This window comes from Okibacterium sp. HSC-33S16, assembly GCF_024171565.1.
Taxonomy (GTDB): Bacteria; Actinomycetota; Actinomycetes; order Actinomycetales; family Microbacteriaceae; genus Mycetocola_A.
On the sequence record NZ_JALJZZ010000007.1, the window covers coordinates 58125 to 78794 of the forward strand.

Genomic DNA, 20670 nt, shown 5'->3' on the forward strand with positions numbered 1-20670 from the left:
TCACCCGGCGCCCTCACTTCACCCGGCGCCCTCCCTACAGCCGACGCCCTCCCTACAGCCGACGCCCTCGGTTCATGTGCCCTCTTCGGCTGAATTGTCGGCTGTGCCGTTGTCGGTGTTGATTGATGCGGCCTCTGATGCTGAGCTGCAGCAGTTGTTGTGTGAAGCGTCACAGTTACGGTCAGAGGCTGATGCTGTGGTGGCCGCGACAGCAGGGGTGGTCGCGAAACGTTCGCTACGTGAGCTGGGCTATTCCGGGCTCGCGAAACGGCAGGGCGATCACAACGCGGTAGACATGGTGCAACGACTGACCGGCTCCACCCGGGTCGAAGCGGCCCGGCAGGTCAAGCTTGGCGAAGCGATGGGTTCGGCCGATGCCGCCACCTACCCCCACACCACGAGCACTGACCCGGACGCTCCCGGCTCTGGCACTCCCGACGCTGACGCGCCCGACCCCAACACCGACCCTGACCCGGGTGCGACTGGTGGTGCTGCTGACCGGCCGGTGCTGGATGTGCCGTGGCATGAACCGTTGACTCGGGCTGTTCGCACCCGGGTGCTGAGGCCGGAAGCGGTGACAGTGATCATGCGTGGCCTCGGTGACCCGAACGACCGGATCAGCACCGACGACCTCCGAGTTTGCGCTGAGCAACTCGTCGCCGACGCGGCAGGAGCCAACGCTGACGAACTCGGCCGCCGGGCACGGCTACTCCGTGACCAAATCGACCCGGTCGGGGTTCAACTGCGGTGGGACCAACACTTCGACAACCGCAAATGGCGTTTCGGCCGCACCCCCGACGGGGCCCGCACCGCCTGGATCGAGTTCGACGACGAATCCGGTGCCTACATCGACCAACTCGTCGGCGCCGCGATGCGACCCCGCCGCGGCGGACCCCGCATGATCGACCCGGTCCAAGCGGAACAGGCCCAACAACTCCGCGACGACCCCCGCAGCAACGACCAACTCGTCTTCGACCTGCTGATGGCAACCCTGAAAGCCGGCGCCGAAGGCGACCCCCGCAGCACCGCCAGCGCCCGGCAACCCGGCGTCCGAATCGTGATCACCCAGGAACAACTCGACACCAGGGACGAGAACGGACACCTCACCGGCACCGGCTTCAACGAAGACACCGGAGAAGCGATCCCCGGCCCCATCATCGAACGCCACATCTGCAGCAACGGCACCCGCACCATCACCGTCGATGGAAACAACAACCCGCTCGACGTCGGCCGGGACGAACGCACCTTCACCACCAAACAACGCATCGGCCTCGCGATCAGGGACGGCGGCTGCGTCTTCGAGGACTGCACCCAACCACCCTCAATGACCGAAGCACACCACATCAACGAATGGGCCAGCCAAAACGGACTCACCGACATCGCCGACGGCATCCTGCTCTGCCGAGACGACCACATGCTCATCCACAACAACGGATGGAAAATCATCCGCGAAGACACCAAGTACTACTCGATACCCCCAAAAAGCGTCGACCCCGACCAAAAACCCCGACCCCTCCGCAGCCGCTCCACCCTCAAACAACCCCCACCCCAAGCCCACACACAACAACAAACCGCCCCAGCACAGCCGACGGGGTGCGAGTCGCCACCGACCGAGGTGGCACCTCCTAATGAGGAGATTGCTCAGACGACTGCGCCGCCCTCGGAACTGCCGCCAACTCCTCGGCGACAAGCGGCAGGAGCACCGTCAGGTTCTCAGACGCCGTCCAGACGATCGCGACCGGCGATTCGAGAACAGGCAGCCGGCGCCAGTCTGCCAGTCCGGCGTCGACCACAGAACGTGCGCGCCATGGAGGCTTGGTACGTACCGGAAGAGCCTGAGAAATAGCGAATGCGGCTGTGCTCGCGAGAGCACAGCCGCATCACTTTGCGAACTCAAGCCGCTCAACCGTCAGTTCGACCGTCAATCTGGTCGTCGAGAATGTCGTCTGCGGCGTCAAAATCGGTGTCAGAGTTGTTGTAGTGCTCCTTGAGCGTTTCGTTGTCGCCCTCATAATCCTGTGCACGAAGCTCGGGAGTCGAGACAATGTCTTCGCTGAAGCCCTGCTCAACGAACTGAGCGTCGACGACCTCGGGCGTCGCGGCAAGGCCATCGGGGAGTGCGTTCTTCGGCGATTCTGCATCAGTCATGTGGTGCCTCCTTCGTATAGCGTGCCTCTACGGTAAACCGATGAGCCGTGCGCTGGCAGGGGCTTGCGCAGTGGTTCGAGGACACGCAAGGGTGCCGCCGTCAGGTTTGCCGACGCCACGCACCGAGCTCTTCGACGTCTCGAATGGAACCAAACGCCCGCATGAGAGGCAGAGGTGACAGGAGGATGAGGGCACCGGCGACCCAGAGGGTCGCTCGTAAGCCAACGAGCTCTCCCAGCAACCCGCCGACCACCGCGCCGAGCGGAAATAGCCCCATGATGAGGACCCGCATTGTCGCGTTGACCCGACTCAGCATGTCGTCCGGACACAAGCGTTGCCTCAGGCTGACGTTCGTCACGGCGTAGACGATCTGCCCGAGTTCGCCAGCGGCCATGGCAACGGCCACAAGAATGACCGCCCAACCCGGCTGCGCCAACGGCGTAAGAACTGCCAGGGGCCCGGTAACCACGAGCGATAACCAGATGATGCGGACGCTTCCCACTCGTCGAGACACGAGCGGGGTGAGAGCAGCACCCGCCATCGCTGCGACTGATCCGACTGCCACGATGAGCCCGATCACAAACGGCGAGAGCTCAAGCGTTCGCGAGAGGAAGATGAAGGTCACAGCGGAGGAGATGGCGAAGGAGAAGTTGCCAGCCGCGCTCGCGAGTGCGGTCGCCCGAAGGATGCGGTTCCGACCAACGAAAACGAGTCCCTCGACGATCTGTGAGCTCAGCCGCGGGCGATTCGACGGCACCGGGATAGCGGCCTCCCGAGTGCGGATACCGAGCAAGCAGGCTGCCGACATGGCAAAAGTCACCGCTTGGATGAGCACCACGCTGGCCGCCCCGAACAGGGCAACGAGGCCGCCGCCTAAGCCCGGACCAACGACCTGGCCCGAGGCGCGGATGGTCTCCATGAATGAGTTTCCCGCGAGTACTCGTTCCTTACCGAGCACGGTCGGCACATAGCTCTGGTACCCGACGTCAAAGAAGACTCGCGCGAAGCCCGTGAGTAACGAGACCACGATGAGGTGAGCCATCGTGAGCACACCGAGAAGCGCTGCCAGCGGGATAGTCGCGAGGAGAAGCGCCCTGACCAGGTCGCTCGCGACGAGGACGGGAAGTTTCCGCCACCGGTCGAGCCACGCCCCTGCGGGAAGGCCGATCAACGCAAAGGCAACAGTGGACGATGCGGTGACCAGTCCCAACTCGATCGGAGAAGCGTCGAGAGTGATGACTGCCAGCAGTGGGATCGCCACCCCACTGACTTGCGCCCCCAACTGGCTCGTCGTCTGACCGGCGAGAAGTAACCGGAAGTCACGGTTTCGGATCAGTGGGGCATCGGACATGGAGTCCCATTGTGCTCGCCAGACTCAGCGCTCACAACGTCTCATCACCGGCGAGCGGCGACTTCCGCACCGGCGTGAGCCGACATACGCCACGCTTCGACCGCCGGCACGAGGAGGAGCACGGCGAGAACGGCGAACGCCCAGCGATAGCCGAGCTCGGACGCTCCAGGGTCGACCAATGATGCCCCGGCCGTCGTTGCCCGCACGATGAGCGCAGCCACCGCAATGCCCAAGCCGACCGCTACTTGCTGCAGCGTCGAGGCGAGAGTGTTGGCACCCGAGGTCAGCGACGCGGGGACATCCGCGAACTGCACCGAGTTGTAGCCGCTGAAGCCGATGGATCGGAACACTCCGCTCAGGAAGAGGAGCACGGCGATCAACGCAACCGGTGTCGACGAATCAACGAACGCGCACAGGCTGAACACCACGGCACCGCAGAGGTTGCTCCAGACGATCACCGCCCGAAAGCCAAACCGCCGAATGAGCGGACTCGTCGCCGGTTTGATCACGACGTTGCCCACGAAGACGGCCATGACGAGCAATCCAGCCTGGGACGCAGACCACCCGAAGCCCGACTGGAACAGGAGAACGAAGAGGAACGGTGCTGCTCCGATCACCAGGCGATACACGCCGCCCCCGACGTTGCCCACCCGGAAGGTCGCAATTCCGAGTGCGGACAGGTCAAGCAGCGGATGCACAGCCCGCCGTAAGCGCACGACGGCACAGACACCTGCGACAACGGCGAGCGTCAACATACCGGCCGCCCACATCCCGTCGGTACGGCTCCCGCCGAGCTGCTCCATGCCGAGTACCAGAGCGGCCAAGGCCACCCCGACCAGCACGAATCCTGCCCAGTCCAGTCGATGCCGGGCAATGGTGTCGACCGCTGGCACCAGTTTGACTGCCGCGACAAAGGCAACCACACCGATGGGAATGTTGATGAGGAAGATCCAATGCCAACCGACCGTGTCCGCGAGCACCCCGCCGATCACCGGCGCGAGAACCGGCGCGAGCAAGGCCGGCCAGGTGAGGTACGCCATCGCGTCGAGCAGGTCACGCTTCTCAATCGAGCGCAGCACGGCGAGCCGCCCAACCGGCACCATCATGGCTCCACCGATGCCCTGCAGCACCCGCATGACAACGAGCATCGGCAGGGTCGCACTCAGCGCACACAGCGCCGACGCCAGGGTGAAAATGACGATCGCCAGCATGAAGATGCGGCGCGTGCCGAAGCGATCAGCGAGCCACCCGCTGACCGGGATCCCGATCGCCAGCGTGAGCAGATACGCGGTCATTGCGATGTTGATGTCGACGGCCCGAACACCGAAGTCGAGCGCCATAGCGGGCGCCGCCGTCTGAATAATCGTTCCGTCGAGGTTCTCCATAAAGAACGTTGCGGCGACCAGAAGGGCGAGCGGCCTGTTGAGCGTCGCCGATCGGGTCATCGTCCCATTCTGCCCGACTGGCAACCGGCTGCCGCACACCCGGCCCCGCGTCGTTCGGTCAGCGCCTTAGGCTGGGCGGATGACAACGACGTTCCGGGCCTGGCAGGTTGAGAAGCAAACGGATGCTTCAGGCACCGCCACGCACACAGCATCCGTTTCACATCTCACCGACGACGATCTGATGGACGGAGACGTCACTCTCGACGTGTCGTGGTCCAGCATCAACTACAAAGACGGGCTTGCCCTGATGGGTAAGCCCGGTGTGGTGAGAACCTGGCCACTCATTCCCGGGATCGACGCCGTGGGCACGGTCACCGCGACGGAGTCCGACCGGTTTCAGGTCGGCGACGAGGTGCTGATGAACGGTGCGGGGCTCGGCGAATCACACCACGGTGGCCTGGCCGAGCGAGCCCGCGTCGACAGCGCGTCGCTCGTGCGGGTTCCGGAATCGCTCGGCGCGAAGCGGGCTGCAGCGATCGGCACAGCGGGCTTCACCGCCATGCTGTCGGTACTCGCCGTCGAGCGTCATGGTGTCTCACCCGGAGACGGGCCGGTCCTCGTCACCGGGGCAGCCGGCGGCGTGGGCTCGATCGTGATCGCCGTTCTCGCACGGCTCGGCTTCGAGGTGGTCGCCTCGACCGGGCGGGTCGACAGTCAGGGCGACTACCTCCGCCGACTGGGCGCGAGCACCGTGATCGACCGGGCCGAGCTCAGCGACGCGGGCAAACCGCTGCAATCGCAGAAGTACCCGGCCGTGGTCGACGCGGTCGGCAGCACGACGCTCGTCAACGCACTCGCCCAACTCACCTACGGCGGCATTGCGACCGCCTGTGGACTGGCTCAGGGCGCCGACCTGCCCGGAACGATGATGCCGTTCATTCTCCGCGGCGTCACGCTCGCCGGCATCAACTCAGTGGACGCGCCGCTCTCTCGTCGTGAGGAGGCGTGGGCCCGGCTGGCGACCGATCTCAATACCGATCTCCTCGACGAGCTGACGACGCGAATTGCCCTCGCTGACGCGCGGGACGCTGCCGACCAGATCCTTCAGGGCAAGCTGCACGGCCGAACGGTCGTCGACGTTCGCGCCTGACCTCAGGAGGCGGCAGAAGCTCCCGTCGACGGTGTCGATTCGGTCGACTCGGCTGTCGACGGTGCCGATGTGGTCGGCTCGCTTGGCGACGATGCCGCGACCTCGGTCGACGCGGTGCTCGCCGCCGCGGCCTTCGCCGGGGTCACCGGCTTCGCAGCAGCCGCGCGAGCCGTTGCCTTGGCGGCACCGGCGGCCGGCTTCGTGACTGTCGTCGCCTTCGCCGCAGCGGGCTTCTTCGTCGCGGCCGACTTCTTTGCGGCAGCCGGTTTCTTCTCAGCGGCGGGAGTCTTCGCGCGAGCCGCCCCCGTGCTGGCGGTTGCGGCCTTCTTCGCCGGGGTGACCGCGGCTTCTGGAACCGACGTGACCGCCTCAACAACCGAACCTGCCTCGGCGTCGCTGGCCGCGGCATCCGTTTTCGGCTTCATCACTCGCTTGGGCTTCGGAGTCACTCGCGGCGTGGCCTTGCGCGCGCGGGCCGTCTTCTTGGCCGGCTTCACATCGAGCTGCAGCTTCGCGACGAGTTCGGCGCCGTGCTTGGTCGTGATGATGACACGCGAGAACTCTTCATCGGCGATGTCGATGACCACCGACGACTTGGTGCCTTTGAGCACGAGGAAGTCCTTGCCGCCGTGGAACTTCCACTGGCCGACCGCCAGGGTGAGCGGAATGGCCGCGCCGGGCGCACGAATACCGCGCACCCAGATCCACGGGTCGTCGGTGAGCGTTGCGGAGCGAATGGCCGATCGCGGGATGATGATGTCGTCTTTGCGCAGCGCCAGAGTCTTTTCAGCCCTCGACAGGGTGATCTCGAGTCGGTCGGGGTGCAGGTGAAGACGGGCCATGGTTCCAGTCTGCCGTTTGGGTCATCGAATTCGGGTGGTGAAACCTCACAAAGAGGTAACAGCGGCGTTGTGGCCGGGTGGTCGGGTCGTAACCGATTAGACCGGCTGCGCTGCGGCGGCGGCCTTCGCTGCGGCGGGCAACACGTCGATGATGCGGCCGAGTACCTCGTCATCGTGCATCGCCGAGACGAACCATGCCTCGAACACGCTGGGTGGCAGAGACACTCCACCGTTGAGCATCGTGTGGAAGAACGGGGCGTATCGCCAGGCGTCCTGCGCCTGCACATCGACATAGTTGCGCGGCGCCTCGTCGGCGAAGACGAAGCTGAACAGGTTGCCCGCCCGCTGCACAACGTGGGCGACACCCTCGTGTGAGAGGGCGTCGGAGACGGCGTTGGAGAGGGTGACGGATGCCTCGTCCAGGCGGGCATACACCTCGGCAGTCGCTCGTTCGAGTGTCGCAATCCCGGCCGCAACGGCGACGGGGTTACCCGAGAGCGTGCCGGCCTGGTAGACCGGGCCAACCGGGGCCAGGTGGTCCATGATCTCGGCTCGGCCACCGAGAGCAGCGAGCGGCATCCCGCCACCGATGACCTTGCCGAACGTGAAGAGATCGGGCTGGTAGGCCGGGCCCTCAGCGACCGAGAGGCCCCAGTAGCCGGCCGGGCTCACTCGGAACCCGGTCAGGACCTCGTCGAGGATGACGAGCGCACCGTACTCGTGCGCCAGTTCGACCAGTGCGGCGTTGAAGCCGGGAAGCGGGGCGAGCACACCCATGTTCGCCGCGGCGGCCTCCGTGATGACCGCGGCGATCTGGTCGCCCCGTTCTTCGAACACGAGCCGGAGCGCGTCGATGTCGTTATACGGCAGCACGAGCGTCTGGGCGGCAATGGCGGCGGGAACACCCGCGGAACCGGGGAGCGCCAGCGTCGCGAGACCCGAGCCCGCCTGCGCCAGAAGACCATCGGAGTGGCCGTGGTAGTGCCCGGCGAACTTCACAAGCAGGTCGCGACCGGTGTAACCGCGCGCCAGCCGGATGGCCGTCATGGTGGCCTCGGTGCCGGTCGAAACGAGTCGCAGCTTCTCAATCGGTGCAAGCCCCTCGGCGGCAACACGCGACTTCACGAGTTCAGCCAGCTCGGTCTCGGCCGGCGTCGATGCACCGAACGACAGGCCGAGTGCGGCGGCGTCCTGAACGGCGCGCACGACATCGGGCTGCGCGTGGCCGAGGATCGCGGGGCCCCACGAGCCGACCAGGTCGACATACTCGGTGCCATCGGCGTCGGTGACGTATGCTCCCGACGCCTTCACGAGGAAGCGCGGGGTGCCACCGACCGAACCGAAGGCACGCACCGGTGAGTTCACACCGCCCGGGATCGATTCCTTGGCTCGGGCGAAGAGCGTGTCGTTGTTCACTTGAGCCACCCCGCGGCCTCGGTTGCCCAGTAGGTGAGCACGGCGTCGGCGCCGGCTCGGCGAATGCTGACGAGCGACTCTTCGATCGCCCGGCGACGGTCGATCCAGCCGTTCGCGGCAGCGGCCTCGATCATCGCGTACTCCCCGGACACCTGATACGCCCACACCGGAATGTCGCTCATCGCGGCAACGTCGGCCAACACATCCAGGTAACTCATCGCTGGCTTCACCATCACGATGTCGGCCGCCTCAGACATATCAAGCGTCGACTCCCGCATGCCCTCGCGCCGGTTGCCCGGGTCAAGCTGGTAGGTACGGCGATCGCCCTGAAGCTGCGAATCCACCGCCTCACGGAACGGCCCGTAGAACGCCGATGCGTACTTCGCCGAGTAGGCGAGAATCGCGGTGTCGATGAAGCCCTCCTCATCCAGCGCGGATCGGACCGCATCCACCTGGCCGTCCATCATGCCGGACAGGCCCAGAATCGCCGATCCGGCGTGGGCCTGCGAGAGGGCCATGTCGACATACCGCTCGAGCGTCGCGTCGTTGTCAACGGCACCGCGCTCATCGAGCACGCCACAGTGCCCGTGGTCGGTGAACTCGTCGAGGCACAGGTCAGTCTGAACCACGAGCGCGTCGCCCACCTCAGCCACGAGGGCTTCGGTAGCGACGTTCAAAATTCCTTCAGGAGCGGATGCCTGTGAGCCCGTCGCATCACGTATGAGGGGCACCCCAAAGAGCATGACTCCACCAACGCCGGCTTCGGCCGCCTCGGTCGCAGCGCGCTTGAGCGAATCGAGCGTGTGGTGCATCACGCCCGGCATTGAGCCGATCGCCGTCGGTTCAGTTGCGCCTTCACGAACAAAGAGCGGAAGCACCAGTTCGGCGGGATGCACCCGGGTCTCTGAGACCAGGCGGCGCATGGCCGGGGATGAACGAAGTCTGCGGGGTCGAATCACGGGAACATTCACCCGTCCAGCCTACGCTGGGCCGGCTGTGACCCAGCTTGAAGCCGGCTCCCAGCACGAGGCGAGAAAGCGACTCAGAACTCGCTCGGCTGTGGCTGGTTTGCTTCGACCGTTGCAACGATCGAGTCGAGCAGCGCTGACACCGTCTGGTGCCTCGAGACGACATCGACCTGCAGTCCGTAAGCGACAGCATCCTTCGCAGTTCGCGGACCGATAGCGGCAACCAGGGTTGCTTCCGGCAACTCACCGAACTGCTGCACAACCTGCTCGGCAACCGATCCACTGGTCACGAGGATCGCGTTGATGCGTCCGGACTTCACGTCAGCAATGATGTTCTCGGAGACCGGCTCACCGATGGTCCGATAGGCAACGACCGACTGCACGTGGTGGCCGGCTTCAGCGAGCCCCTCACTCAGCAGCGGCTTCGCGATCTCCGACCGCAGGGTGAGGAAACGCTTGGGGGTCGGCTCGAGCTGTGTGAGTTCAGACACCATGCCGCGCGCGGAGTTGTCCTTCGCGGGCACGAGGTCTACCCGGTACCCAACGGCCTGCAGTGCGGCGGCCGTTGTTTCTCCAACCGCGGCGACGCGAGTGCGATCAGGAATTTTCACGCCCTGCGAATACATGACGTCGACTGTGGTCGCACTCGTCACGGTCAACCAGTCGAACTCGCCGTTCTCCAGCGCCTGAAGCGCGTCGGTGAGGCGCTCCGGGTCGTCGGTCGGAGCGAAGTTGATCATCGGTGCAACAACGGGAGTCGCCCCGCGTGCACGCAGATCAGCGGCGACGCTGTCTCCCCAGGGGCCTCCCCGGGGCACAAGAATGCGCCAGCCCTTCAGGGGCTTGGATGATGGTGCAGAGTTCATCGGGTCCTCAGTCTTGCTTCAGTGGCGCGAGTGCGGCTGCTCCCCGCGCCAACAGTTCGTCGGCGAGTGCTGTGCCAACGGCTTCGGCTGTCTCTATGATGCTGGCTGAACTCAAACTCACGAAATCCTCAGCTTCGCCAGCCCCGGTGCGGGGCGCGCCGGCGACGGCTGAGTGAGTCGACGCGAGCTGTCCAGAGCCGTCAGGAGCATAGACCGCCCCGTGCAGCGTGACGCTGTTGTTCTCCACGACGGCGTGTGCACCAATGGGTGCGGCACAGCCCGCTTCCAGCCGGAAGAGAATCCGTCGCTCGGCGACGGCAGCTGCATGGGTGGCCTCATCCTGAATCGACGCGAGGGCCCGCGCGAGATCATCGCTGTGCTCCTCGTCGCGAACCTCGATGGCCAGCGCACCCTGGGCGGGAGCGGTCGGCCAGGAGTCCAGGTCAAAGTACTCGGTGACTCGTTCGCTGCGCCCCAGTCGGCCGAGGCCAGCCGCTGCGAGGACGACGGCGTCGAGCTCACCCGAACTGACGAAGTTCAGCCGCGTGTCCACGTTGCCGCGAATGTCGACGATTTCGATGTCCTGGCGGCGCGACGCCAGTTGTGCGGCACGGCGCGGCGATCCGGTTCCGACTCGAGACCCGGCGGGCAGGGTGGCCAGAGTGAGTCCGTCTCGCGCGCAGAGGGTGTCCCGCGCATCAGCGCGGACCGGCACTGCACCGATTCTCAACCCGGGGTACGCCGCGGTCGGCAGGTCCTTCATCGAGTGGACGACGAGGTCACAATTGCCGGCGAGCAGAAATTCGCGCAGCGCCGATGCGAAGACACCGGTGCCTCCGAGGCTCGACAACGACTCACGAGAAACGTCACCGTGCGTCGTGACGGGCACGAGCTCGGTCGGTACACCCGTCCGCTCGGTAATCTCACGCGCGATGTCACCCGCCTGCGCGAGTGCGAGGGCACTTCCACGCGTTCCTACTCGAAGGGTCACGGCTGGAGGCCTGCCAATGCTGGCTTGAAGCCGAGTCGCACGTTTTCACAGCACCCGGGCCGGCACACGTCGTACCAGGGCCCGAGGTCGGTCATCGCGGGGCGATCGGCAACCGCAACACCATCACGACGCTCAAGCACGAGGTCGATCAGGCCGGTCACGTAGGCCTGGTGCGTTCCCGGCGTCGGTACGCGCACCGAATACAGCCCGTTCTCCTGTGCCGACTCGGTTGCTTCGTTATCGAGGTCCCAGAGAACTTCCATGTGATCACTCACGAATCCGAGCGGAACAATAATGACCGCACGGATGCCTCGGGCTGGCAATTCAGCGATCGCGTCATTGATGTCCGGCTCAAGCCAGGGCATGCTCGGGGGGCCAGAACGCGACTGGTACACCAGCTGCCAGGCCAGCTTCGCGTCGAGCGAGAGCTCCTGCTGAACCGACTCGATGACGACTTCAGCGACAGCGCGGTGCTGGGCCGCATACGCGCCACCTTCACCGAAACCACGCTCGGCCGGGCCGGACTTCGCGGCATCTGTCGAGGGAATCGAGTGCGTCGAGAACAGGATCTCAACCTCGGTCGCGAGGTCGATGCCCGGGTTCTCCCGCTGAACCTCAACAAGGCCATCGCGCACACCGTCAATGAACGGGGTGACGAAGCCGGGGTGGTCGAAGAACTGACGCACCTTATCGATCTGGATGTGCCCGAACAGGCTCGTCTCGTCGAGCGCGATCGCGAAGTCCTCGCGGTACTGCCGGCAGCTCGAGTATGAGGAGTACGCGCTTGTCGCGATGGCAATGAGCTTTGTGTAGCCGCGGTCGTTGGCCTCGACCAGCGCATCGCGCAGGTAGGGGTCCCAGTTGCGGTTTCCCCAGAGCACAGGCAGGTCAATGCCCCGCTGAGCCAGCTCGGCCTCGAGCGCTGCCTTGAGCTGACGGTTCTGGTCGTTGATCGGGCTCACACCACCGAAGTGACGGTAGTGGTGAGCGACCTCCTCCAGGCGCTCCTCGGGGATCCCGCGTCCACGGGTGACGTTGCGCAGGAAGGGGATGACATCGTCCTGTCCCTCCGGTCCACCGAAGCCGGCCAGAAGAATAGCGTCATAGGCGACGGGCTCGGTGATGTGCGGCTCACCGGATGCCGCAGCCTCCGTAGCGCCGAGAACGAGATCGGTCACTGAATTACCTCGGGAATCTCTGCCGTCGAAATACGACGGCCGGTGTAGAAGGGAACTTCTTCGCGAACGTGTCGACGGGCATCCGTCGCTCGAAGGTCACGCATAAGGTCGACGAGCTCGGTCAGTTCGTCGGATTCGATGGGGAGGATCCACTCGTAGTCGCCGAGCGCAAAAGCCGAGACCGTGTTGGCGATGGCACCGCGGAACGCAGCGCCCTTGCGGCCGTGGTCTGCGAGCATCTGGCTGCGTTCAGCGTCCGGGAGCAGGTACCACTCAAAGCTCCGCACGAACGGGTACACGGTGAGCCAGTCCTTCGGCCCGATTCCGCGCAGGAAGCCAGGCACGTGGCGTTTGTTGAACTCAGCCTCACGGTGAACGCCCATGGCGTTCCACGTCGGCAGCAGACCGCGAAGGATGCTCGTGCGGCGCAATTCGCGCAGGGCACGCTGAAGGGAATCGGCGGTGTCGCCGTGGAGCCAAATCATGATGTCAGCGTCGGCTTTCAAGCCGGAGACATCGTAGAAACCTCGAACGACGACGCCGTTGTGCTCGACTCGCTTTACGGCGGAGTCAAGCTCGAATACAGCGTGGTCGCTGATCGAGAGCGCAGATTCGGGTCGGCGCAGAACGGCCCAGAGGGCAAATCCTGTCGGGTTCTCTTCGGGTTCGATTGTTTCGTGGGGCAGAGGTGCCTCGGCAGAGGCCGGGTGAGTCATACCTAACATCATCACCCCTTAATCTCTCCCCACCAAATGGGTGCCTTTTCCCTGAACGTTCGCTCAAAGCCGAAGCTCCGCCGGCGATCAAAACCGCTCGCGGAGCTTCGGAGAAGTTCTTTCTGTCCGATCTAGCGCCGGGCTATCCCGCGGACAATCGCCCATGCGGCGAGCCCGGCGACGGACGCGACTGCGGCAATCCCCGCGTAGATCGCTGTCGGGTTTTCGCGCTGCAGAGTTGCTACCTGTCTTTTGCCCTGCGTGACGAGGCGGTTGAACTTGCGCGGGACGTTGAGCTTGTCCTCGATGGCATTGAGTGTCGCGACGAGTTCGGCGCGGGCAGCGGCAGGTGATCCTGGATTAGTAGCGGTCATATTCACCCTCGCCCTTCACAGCACGAATGTCCTTCTTGACGCTCTCCACTGGGTTCGGGTCATCGCTGAGTTTCTTGAAGAATTTCAGCCCGATAAGCGCAAGCACCACGGCGATAAGCACGAAGGCCACAAAGACGATGAGCGCGCTGAGCCATGCCGGCAGCACAAGGGCGAGTGCGAGGATCGCGACCGCGACAAGGGTGCCGATGGCGAAGAACAGGAAGATTAGCGCCAGGACGAAGAAGATGACGCCCTTACCGGCGTAGCTTCCCAGGTGTTTCGCCTTGGTCTTGACCTGCTCGATCTCTGCCTTGATCAAGTTGGTGATCAGGTTCGGCAGGTCCGCGAGCAACTCAAAGAGCGATTCGCGGCCCTTATCGCCGAAATTTCGGTCCGTCATAGTCAGACGCTCCAGGTGCTACTTCGTGGGTGTTCCGGTTGACGGGTTTGCGTCGTCGTGCGGCAGGACTCGCTCCGCCACGTCATCGACAGCATCTTTGGTCTTCGCGATCGTCCGGTCGAGCTTCTGGCCCGGGGTACCCTCGCCGCCTACGGCGGTCGAAACCTTTTTGACGCCAGCGAACACGGCACCGGGCACCTCGCTCAGGCGCGCCTTCGCAAATCCCTGCACGACCTCGACCTTGTCCTGCACCATGTCGGTGTTCCAGACCTTCAGCCAGTTCTTCTTGATCTGGTTGTACCGCTCGCGGCCCGCACGGGATCCGAGGACGTATCCGGTGGCCATCCCTGCCACAAAAATCAGCTTGCCCTTCATGGGTCGCTCCGTTCAATTGGCGGTCAGTGGCTCAAGCGTAGTCCCTAGCTGGGGTTCGCGTCCGGGCTGGTGTCGTTCATGCCTGTTCTGGTATGCGGATCGATCACGACGCCGTCTGCGAGATAGCTCGCAGCCACCGCAGAACGGATTCGTGCGGATGCGGCGAGCGCATCCGGGACCACCGAAGCGAGGCCGGTGCCGGAGAGCCACCCGCCCGTGACGTCGAGTTCGCCGATCGCGAGCACGGAGGTGCGAAGCCGTTCTGCCCGCTCCCGCTGCCCGATGGCTGCCCCCGGGAGAGTCCCTACCCAGCGAGTGCGGGTGAACCCGAGCACCTGGCTGTCCTCAAGCGGAACACCAAGAATCTCTGCAGCGTCCGAGACAGCGAGCGCACGCAGCGCGTCGTCTCCCAGGTCCAGGCTCGGGTTTGCTGAGCCCAGGCGCCCGTAGGAGAGCCGAACGACGTGGCGGTGCGGGTGTCCGCTCGTCGCTTCGTCAGCGAGCCACTGCCATTTGGCCGTCGAATGAGTCAGCGCCTTAGCGGTCACTCGCGGACCTGACGCGCGTTGCCCTGGCGTCGCCTCGGCAACGAGAACCCCGGTTCCACGGGGCTTGGCATCGAGCTCCGGCGCGTCGAGAACGAGTGTCGCCAGCTCGACGGTGGGCGTTTCGAGCGGTTCCTCGTTCGAGAGGTCGTCGGACAGTGGCGCGAGCAGCGTGAGCGCTGCCTCTTCCGGCGTCGCGACAATCACATAGTCCGCGTCGACGATCTGGTCGTCATCGAGCACGGCCCGCCAGCTCGCGGTGGCGCCGTCTGCGGACTCGGAACGTTCCTCGTCGGTGAGGCGGCGCAGCTGAGCCACCCCCGACCCCAGAACGATGGTGGCTTCCCGTCGGCGAAGCTCATCGAGCATGGCCTCGACGAGCGTGTACATTCCGCCGCGGAGTCCCTCGACGTTGGACCCGGCCGGCGCAGCCGAACGCAACATCGCCACGGCACCCGAGAGAGAGCCGGCCGTTGTCAGCGCCTTGTTCAGTCCCGGCGCTGCACGGGTCACGTCGAGATCGTAGGGGTCCGCCGAGTAGACGCCACGCGTGACCGGCGCGACGAGCGAGTTCAACACCGCCGCGCCCATGCGTTTCGAAACCAGCTCTCCGAGGTTGTGTTCGAGCCCGATGGTCAGAACCGGCCGGATCCGATCCAGGTACGCACGGAGCGCTCCTCGCCACCCAATAACCCGCCGCACGTCATCGGCGAGAGGATTGGACGGGATCCCGAGCAGCCCCGCTTTCGGTAACGGTGCACTGACGCCCGACGGCAGTCGAACCCACGCCCCGCCCGCGGCCGGTCGGACGACAGAATCGGAGAGCCCCAGCCCGTCGACGAGCTTCCGCACCGTCCCTTGCCGGGTGGCGAAACTTTCTGCCCCGGTATCGACCCGAATGCCTGCAACAGTCTCCGTTGCGACCGAGCCGCCCGCGCGCTCCGCCTTCTCGACAACCGTGACGCGAATGCCCACTCGCGCACAGTCGAGCGCAGCCACCAGCCCGGCGACGCCGCCGCCGATAACGAGAACGTGGCGCGGTTCGATCACTGGGCGTGGACGAATTCGACGAGTCGGGTCAGCACGGTCGGATCCGTTTCGGGCGGAACCCCGTGTCCCAGGTTCAGGACGTGCGACGGGGCGCTCTTTCCACGCTCAAGCACGTCGAGGACATGCGCTTCGAGCACCGGCCACGGAGCAGCAAGCAGTGCCGGGTCGATATTGCCCTGCACCGGCACGAGTCCGCCCAGCCGACGCGACGCCTCATCGAGCTGAACCCGGTAATCGACACCGACAACGTCCGCCCCAATGTCGTGCATCGCTTTGAGCAGTTCGCCGGTGCCCACACCGAAGTGCACAATCGGCACATTCCGGGTCTCGCGCGCATCCTCCGTGCTTCCTGCCACCGAATAGGTGAGGTCTCGAACGTGATCAAGAGCGTGGGCGGATGCTGGCGCAACGTACCGCACATAGTCGTCAAGAGAGAGGGCGCCGGCCCATGAATCGAACAACTGCGCGGCACTGGCTCCGGCCAGAACCTGGGCGCGGAGGAACCGGCCGGTCACATCGGCCACCCAGTCCATCAAGCGCGCCCAGGCCTCAGGGTCGGAGTGCATGAGGGTTCGGGCGTGGATGTGGTCCTTGCTCGGGCCGCCCTCCACGAGATACGCAGCGAGCGTGAACGGCGCCCCGGCGAACCCGATCAGCGGAGTCGAACCGAGCTCAGCGACCGTCAGCGCGACGGCGTCGCGTACCGGCGCGAGCGACTCATCGAGAACCGACGGGTCACGGGCAACGAGCTCATCGACGTCTGCGGCCGTTCGAACAGCCTTGCCGAGTACCGGCCCCTTGCCCGGGACGATGTCGACGTCGACGCCGACCTGCTTGAGCGGTACAACGATGTCGCTGAAGAAGATACCCGCATCGACACCGTGCCGCCGCACGGGCTGCAGGGTGATTTCGCTCGCGAGTTCCGGGTTCAGGCAGGCGTCAAGCATGGCGGTGCCGACGCGAAGGTCGCGGTACTCGGGAAGCGACCGGCCGGCCTGCCGCATGAACCACACGGGAGTGACATCTGGGCGCTCACCGCGGTAGGCGGTGAGAAGCCGGGACGATGGGGTCAGTCCCGCTTCAAGCGGGTGGTTCGAAGAAAGCTGCACCCGACAATCCTCTCAAATTGCGGAGGCCCCCGACACTTCTGCACAGACGTGCGCACCGGCACCCCCCGCCGGGCGGACCGAACACTCAGAATCCCCCGGTATCCTTAACGGGTGCTCATGTGTCTGACGGCGAGTCACAAAAACGCCTCCTTCGATCTGCTCGAGCGACTCTCAACGGGTGCCGAGACCGTCGGCCAACGCATCACCGACCACTCCGAGTGCGTCGCCGGGGCCATCGTCATCGCGACCTGCAACCGGTTCGAGGCGTACATTGATCTCGATGAGCCGGTGACGGCGGGTGCGCAGGTTGCCCTTCAGGCCGCAACGGATGCCGTCAGTGCTGCGACAGGAATTCCTACGGAAACCCTGCACCAGACCTGGCACACGCACACCGATGAAGAGGCGGCCCGCCACCTCTTCGCTGTCTCCGCCGGACTCGAATCTGTCGTTGTCGGCGAGGGCGAAATCGCCGGCCAGGTGCGCCGCTCACTGCAGCAGGCTCGCGAATCGGGAACCACAACAAGCGACCTCGAACGCCTCTTCCAGCGCGCGTCGCAGACCTCGCGCGGAGTCAAGAACAACACTCCCCTCGGCCGAGCGGGCCGCTCGATCGTTCGCCTGGGCCTCGACCTCGCCGAAAGCCGTATCTCGGACTGGTCGAAGGTCCGCGTCCTCCTCATCGGCACCGGTGCATACGCTGGCGCGAGCCTCGCCGCGCTCCGTGACCGCGGCGTCACCGACGTGGCCGTCTACTCGCCGTCCGGCCGCGCAGCCAAGTTCGCCGCCGGCCACGACATCCGGCCCATTGACGCCGATATGTTTCCGCGGGAGGCCGCAGAGGCAACCGTCATTGTGACCTGCACGACAGCATCCGGTTTCGTGCTGGATGCTGAGACGATCACCGCAGGCCGTCGGGATCTCGAAGCGATGCTGCCCGCCTTCCCCATCGACGGCACCCCCGGCTGCCCAGTCGATCACTCGGCCGGTCAGCTGGTGATCGACCTCGGGCTGCCGCGCAACGTTGACCCCGACGTCGCAACGCTCGCCGGAGTCGACCTGCTCGACCTCGAGACCATCCGCATTCACGCGCCGCTCGAAGAGCTCCAGGCCACCGACCACGCCCGGCAGATCGTCAACAAGGCCGCGCGGAAGTTCGCGGCAGTGACCGACGAGCAGAGCCTCGCGCCGGCCGTCGTCGCCCTGAGGTCGCGTGCGACCGAGGTGCTGGAGCAGGAGATTGCGCGCGTCGCGCCCCGCGATACCGACGGAAATATTGAACGTGCACTCCGACACATGATGGGCCGGCTGCTGCACACCCCGACAGTTCGGGCCCGTGAACTCGGCCGCGCCGGTGATCACGACCGCTACGTCGACGCCCTCGACGCGCTGCTCGGCATCACGCTCGACGAGGAGGACGTCGACTCGGCACCGATATCCCTGCCTTCGACCGAGGACGAACGCGGTACTGAGCTCACCGCTGAGGCGTCCTGACCCTCGGAGCTGTCACGACAACGCCCGCCCCACGAAACCGTGGAGCGGGCGTTTCTTTCGGAACTGATCAATCGATTTAGTAGCCGGTGTAGAGATCGGGGCTGTTCAGCAGAGCGACGAAGAAAATGATCGCGATGATGTACCCGATGGTCGCGAGCGCGCCGATCACGATACCGACGATGGCGAGGACCTTGCCCTGCTCACCCGTGCGCTTGATCTGGTTGAGCGAGATGATGCCAAGCACGATCGAGATGATCGAGAAGCCGAGGATCGAGCTGACCAGGGTGATGATCGAGAGCACGTTCCACTTTGCGGACTGCTGCTGACCGTAACCCTGCGCACCGTACTGGCCCTGGGGGGCACCGTACTGCGGGGCCTGGGGAGCGCCATACTGCGGAGCCTGAGGGGCTCCGTACTGCGGAGCCTGGGGGTTCTGCCCGTACGGGGGCTGATTCGATCCAGCGTTGGCTGGCGGAATGTTGTTGGTGTTTTCGTCAGTCATTGTGCTCCTTTGTAAGCCGGCTTCCAGAGTGGCAGTGAGCTGTATGGGTGTCAATTACAACGGGGGCCCTTGCGTGGGGAGAAGTCCCCGTCGCCAGGGACTCGCGCTCTAGAACGGTGCGTTACGAGCAGCGCCCGCGGCCATCGCCGAGGCTTCGGCTTGGGCTTGCCGGGTAGACGGTGTGGAGATCTCGCCGTCGTCAAACGGCGACTGATGGTTGCGCCGATCCCTGACCGCAAGCGCGATGACGAGACCGATGATCAGCGCGGGAACAGCGATAACCACGATGAGCAGGAATGGGTCCATGACTGCACCTCTGTTTCTTTGCCGTCAACCTACGCCGATTCCGGCCGACGCGATAGGCCTCAGAAACGGACCGAGCGCCACACCCGTTGACGGTGTGGCGCTCGGTCGAACACACTGGGCTTAGGCTCCCTTGAGCCGCTCAGCCAGGTAGACGTAGAGCTTCTCGATCGGCACCCGCTCCTGGGCCATCGTGTCACGGTCACGCACGGTCACGGCGTTGTCCTCGAGCGAATCGAAGTCGACGGTGACACAGAACGGCGTTCCAACCTCGTCCTGGCGGCGGTAACGACGGCCGATGGCACCGGCGTCATCGAAGTCGATGTTCCATGACTCGCGGAGTTCGGCAGCAACCTTTCGGGCGAGAGGCGACAGGGCCTCGTTGCGACTGAGCGGGAGGACCGCTGCCTTCACCGGAGCGAGGCGCGGGTCGAGCTTGAGTACCGTGCGCTTATCGGTACCGCCCTTCGCGTTCGGCACCTCTTCCTCGTGATAGGCGTCGACGAGGAATGCCATCAGCGACCGGGTCAGACCCGCCGCTGGCTCGATGACATAGGGAACCCAGCGCTCGTTCTTGCCCTGGTCGAAGAACGAGAGATCCTTGCCCGAGTGTTCAGCGTGGGTGGTGAGGTCGAAGTCGGTGCGGTTGGCGACGCCCTCGAGCTCGCCCCAGTCACCACCGGTGAAGCCGAACTTGTACTCGATGTCGACGGTGCGCTTCGAGTAGTGCGACAGCTTCTCTGCGGGGTGCTCGAACAGGCGGAGGTTCTCGGGGTTGATGCCGAGGTCGGTGTACCAGTTGAATCGGTAGTCGATCCAGTACTGGTGCCACTCCTCATCCGTGCCGGGCTCGACGAAGAACTCGAGTTCCATCTGCTCGAATTCACGCGTGCGGAAGATGAAGTTTCCTGGCGTGATCTCGTTGCGGAAGCTCTTACCGATTTGCCCGACACCGAACGGCGGCTTCATGCGCGCCGCCTGCAGCACGTTGGCGAAGTTGACGAAGATGCCCTGTGCGGTTTCCGGGCGCAGGTAGTGCATGCCCGACTCGTCCTCGACCGGGCCGAGGTAGGTCTTCAGCATCATGTTGAAGTCGCGCGGTGGGGTCCACTCCCCGCGGGTGCCACAGTTCGGGCAGGCGATCTCAAGCATGCCGGTCTCGGGCGCCCGGCCCTTCTTCTCCTCGAATGCCTCGAGCAGGTGGTCTTCGCGGAACCGCTTGTGGCAGTGGAGGCACTCGACGAGCGGGTCGGTGAAGACGCCGACGTGGCCCGATGCTTCCCAGACCTTCTTGGGAAGGATGACGCTCGAGTCGAGTCCGACAACGTCGTCGCGGCGGGTGACCATGTACTTCCACCACTGGCGCTTGATGTTCTCTTTGAGTTCAACGCCGAGGGGCCCGTAGTCCCAGGCGGATCGCGACCCTCCGTAGATCTCACCGGCCTGGAAGACGAATCCGCGGTGGCGGGCGAGGGCGATGACTGAGTCGAGACGGCTGGATGCTGCCACA

General features: G+C 65.0%; 21 protein-coding genes. 3 read left to right on the forward strand and 18 right to left on the reverse strand.

Annotated features, from left to right (window positions below):
- The first annotated feature begins 103 nt into the window (after positions 1 to 103).
- Entirely contained in the window at positions 104 to 1846 is a 1743-nt protein-coding gene (locus L1277_RS14745; RefSeq protein WP_253377487.1) for a DUF222 domain-containing protein, read from the forward strand.
- A 56-nt stretch (positions 1847 to 1902) separates the two neighbouring features.
- Here L1277_RS14745 and L1277_RS14750 read toward each other — a convergent pair whose 3' ends face one another.
- The 3 genes from L1277_RS14750 to L1277_RS14760 all read right to left on the reverse strand — a co-directional run bounded on the left by L1277_RS14750 (position 1903) and on the right by L1277_RS14760 (position 4944).
- Positions 1903 to 2148: a hypothetical protein gene (locus L1277_RS14750; protein WP_253377488.1), complete on the reverse strand. Its 246-nt coding sequence runs from the start codon at positions 2146 to 2148 to the stop codon at positions 1903 to 1905.
- Between the two features lie 100 nt (positions 2149 to 2248).
- A complete protein-coding gene (locus L1277_RS14755; RefSeq protein ID WP_253377489.1) occupies positions 2249 to 3499 on the reverse strand; it encodes an MFS transporter in 1251 nt (416 codons plus the stop codon).
- A gap of 44 nt (positions 3500 to 3543) precedes the next feature.
- Positions 3544 to 4944: an MFS transporter gene (locus L1277_RS14760; RefSeq protein WP_253377490.1), complete on the reverse strand. Its 1401-nt coding sequence runs from the start codon at positions 4942 to 4944 to the stop codon at positions 3544 to 3546.
- Positions 4945 to 5023: 79 nt separating this feature from the next.
- Between L1277_RS14760 and L1277_RS14765 the strand changes: the two genes are divergently transcribed.
- Complete coding sequence (locus L1277_RS14765) at positions 5024 to 6034, forward strand: MDR family oxidoreductase (protein ID WP_253377491.1); 1011 nt, start codon at positions 5024 to 5026, stop codon at positions 6032 to 6034.
- A gap of 2 nt (positions 6035 to 6036) precedes the next feature.
- Here L1277_RS14765 and L1277_RS14770 read toward each other — a convergent pair whose 3' ends face one another.
- The 12 genes from L1277_RS14770 to hemE all read right to left on the reverse strand — a co-directional run bounded on the left by L1277_RS14770 (position 6037) and on the right by hemE (position 16864).
- Complete coding sequence (locus L1277_RS14770) at positions 6037 to 6876, reverse strand: hypothetical protein (RefSeq protein ID WP_253377492.1); 840 nt, start codon at positions 6874 to 6876, stop codon at positions 6037 to 6039.
- 96 nt (positions 6877 to 6972) lie between these two features.
- Entirely contained in the window at positions 6973 to 8292 is a 1320-nt protein-coding gene (hemL, locus tag L1277_RS14775; RefSeq protein WP_374110255.1) for a glutamate-1-semialdehyde 2,1-aminomutase, read from the reverse strand.
- Positions 8289 to 9215, reverse strand: a complete 927-nt coding sequence (gene hemB, locus L1277_RS14780; protein WP_253377701.1) for a porphobilinogen synthase — start codon at positions 9213 to 9215, stop codon at positions 8289 to 8291. The genes hemL and hemB overlap by 4 nt, the downstream gene beginning before the upstream one ends.
- A gap of 119 nt (positions 9216 to 9334) precedes the next feature.
- Positions 9335 to 10126 carry a uroporphyrinogen-III synthase gene (locus tag L1277_RS14785; RefSeq protein ID WP_253377494.1) on the reverse strand — a complete coding sequence of 264 codons (792 nt, stop codon included), beginning with the start codon at positions 10124 to 10126 and terminating at the stop codon, positions 9335 to 9337.
- 7 nt (positions 10127 to 10133) lie between these two features.
- Positions 10134 to 11117, reverse strand: coding sequence for a hydroxymethylbilane synthase (gene hemC / locus L1277_RS14790; protein ID WP_308215114.1), 984 nt, complete (start codon positions 11115 to 11117; stop codon positions 10134 to 10136).
- Positions 11114 to 12295, reverse strand: coding sequence for a ferrochelatase (locus L1277_RS14795; RefSeq protein WP_253377496.1), 1182 nt, complete (start codon positions 12293 to 12295; stop codon positions 11114 to 11116). Before L1277_RS14795 ends, hemC begins: the two co-directional genes overlap by 4 nt.
- Complete coding sequence (gene hemQ / locus L1277_RS14800) at positions 12292 to 13011, reverse strand: hydrogen peroxide-dependent heme synthase (protein WP_253377497.1); 720 nt, start codon at positions 13009 to 13011, stop codon at positions 12292 to 12294. The genes L1277_RS14795 and hemQ overlap by 4 nt, the downstream gene beginning before the upstream one ends.
- Before the next feature lie 131 nt (positions 13012 to 13142).
- Positions 13143 to 13385: a hypothetical protein gene (locus tag L1277_RS14805; protein ID WP_253377498.1), complete on the reverse strand. Its 243-nt coding sequence runs from the start codon at positions 13383 to 13385 to the stop codon at positions 13143 to 13145.
- Entirely contained in the window at positions 13372 to 13785 is a 414-nt protein-coding gene (locus tag L1277_RS14810) for a phage holin family protein (RefSeq protein ID WP_253377500.1), read from the reverse strand. The genes L1277_RS14805 and L1277_RS14810 overlap by 14 nt, the downstream gene beginning before the upstream one ends.
- A gap of 18 nt (positions 13786 to 13803) precedes the next feature.
- A complete protein-coding gene (locus L1277_RS14815; protein WP_253377502.1) occupies positions 13804 to 14160 on the reverse strand; it encodes a hypothetical protein in 357 nt (118 codons plus the stop codon).
- A gap of 44 nt (positions 14161 to 14204) precedes the next feature.
- Complete coding sequence (gene hemG, locus L1277_RS14820) at positions 14205 to 15755, reverse strand: protoporphyrinogen oxidase (protein ID WP_253377503.1); 1551 nt, start codon at positions 15753 to 15755, stop codon at positions 14205 to 14207.
- Positions 15752 to 16864, reverse strand: a complete 1113-nt coding sequence (gene hemE, locus L1277_RS14825) for a uroporphyrinogen decarboxylase (RefSeq protein WP_253377504.1) — start codon at positions 16862 to 16864, stop codon at positions 15752 to 15754. The genes hemG and hemE overlap by 4 nt, the downstream gene beginning before the upstream one ends.
- A 111-nt stretch (positions 16865 to 16975) precedes the next feature.
- On the opposite strand from hemE, the gene L1277_RS14830 reads away from it, so the two are divergent.
- The gene (locus L1277_RS14830; protein WP_253377505.1) at positions 16976 to 18355 is read left to right on the forward strand and encodes a glutamyl-tRNA reductase; all 1380 of its coding nucleotides are present in this window, start codon (positions 16976 to 16978) and stop codon (positions 18353 to 18355) included.
- Between the two features lie 76 nt (positions 18356 to 18431).
- Here the strand turns inward: L1277_RS14830 and L1277_RS14835 are convergent, their stop codons facing one another.
- The 3 genes from L1277_RS14835 to L1277_RS14845 all read right to left on the reverse strand — a co-directional run bounded on the left by L1277_RS14835 (position 18432) and on the right by L1277_RS14845 (position 20669).
- The gene (locus L1277_RS14835; RefSeq protein ID WP_253377507.1) at positions 18432 to 18857 is read right to left on the reverse strand and encodes a DUF4190 domain-containing protein; all 426 of its coding nucleotides are present in this window, start codon (positions 18855 to 18857) and stop codon (positions 18432 to 18434) included.
- Between the two features lie 108 nt (positions 18858 to 18965).
- Positions 18966 to 19163: a hypothetical protein gene (locus tag L1277_RS14840; protein ID WP_253377509.1), complete on the reverse strand. Its 198-nt coding sequence runs from the start codon at positions 19161 to 19163 to the stop codon at positions 18966 to 18968.
- Between the two features lie 120 nt (positions 19164 to 19283).
- Positions 19284 to 20669 (reverse strand): glycine--tRNA ligase, encoded by a 1386-nt coding sequence (locus tag L1277_RS14845; RefSeq protein WP_253377510.1) that lies wholly within the window; start codon positions 20667 to 20669, stop codon positions 19284 to 19286.
- Between the last annotated feature and the right edge of the window lies 1 nt (position 20670).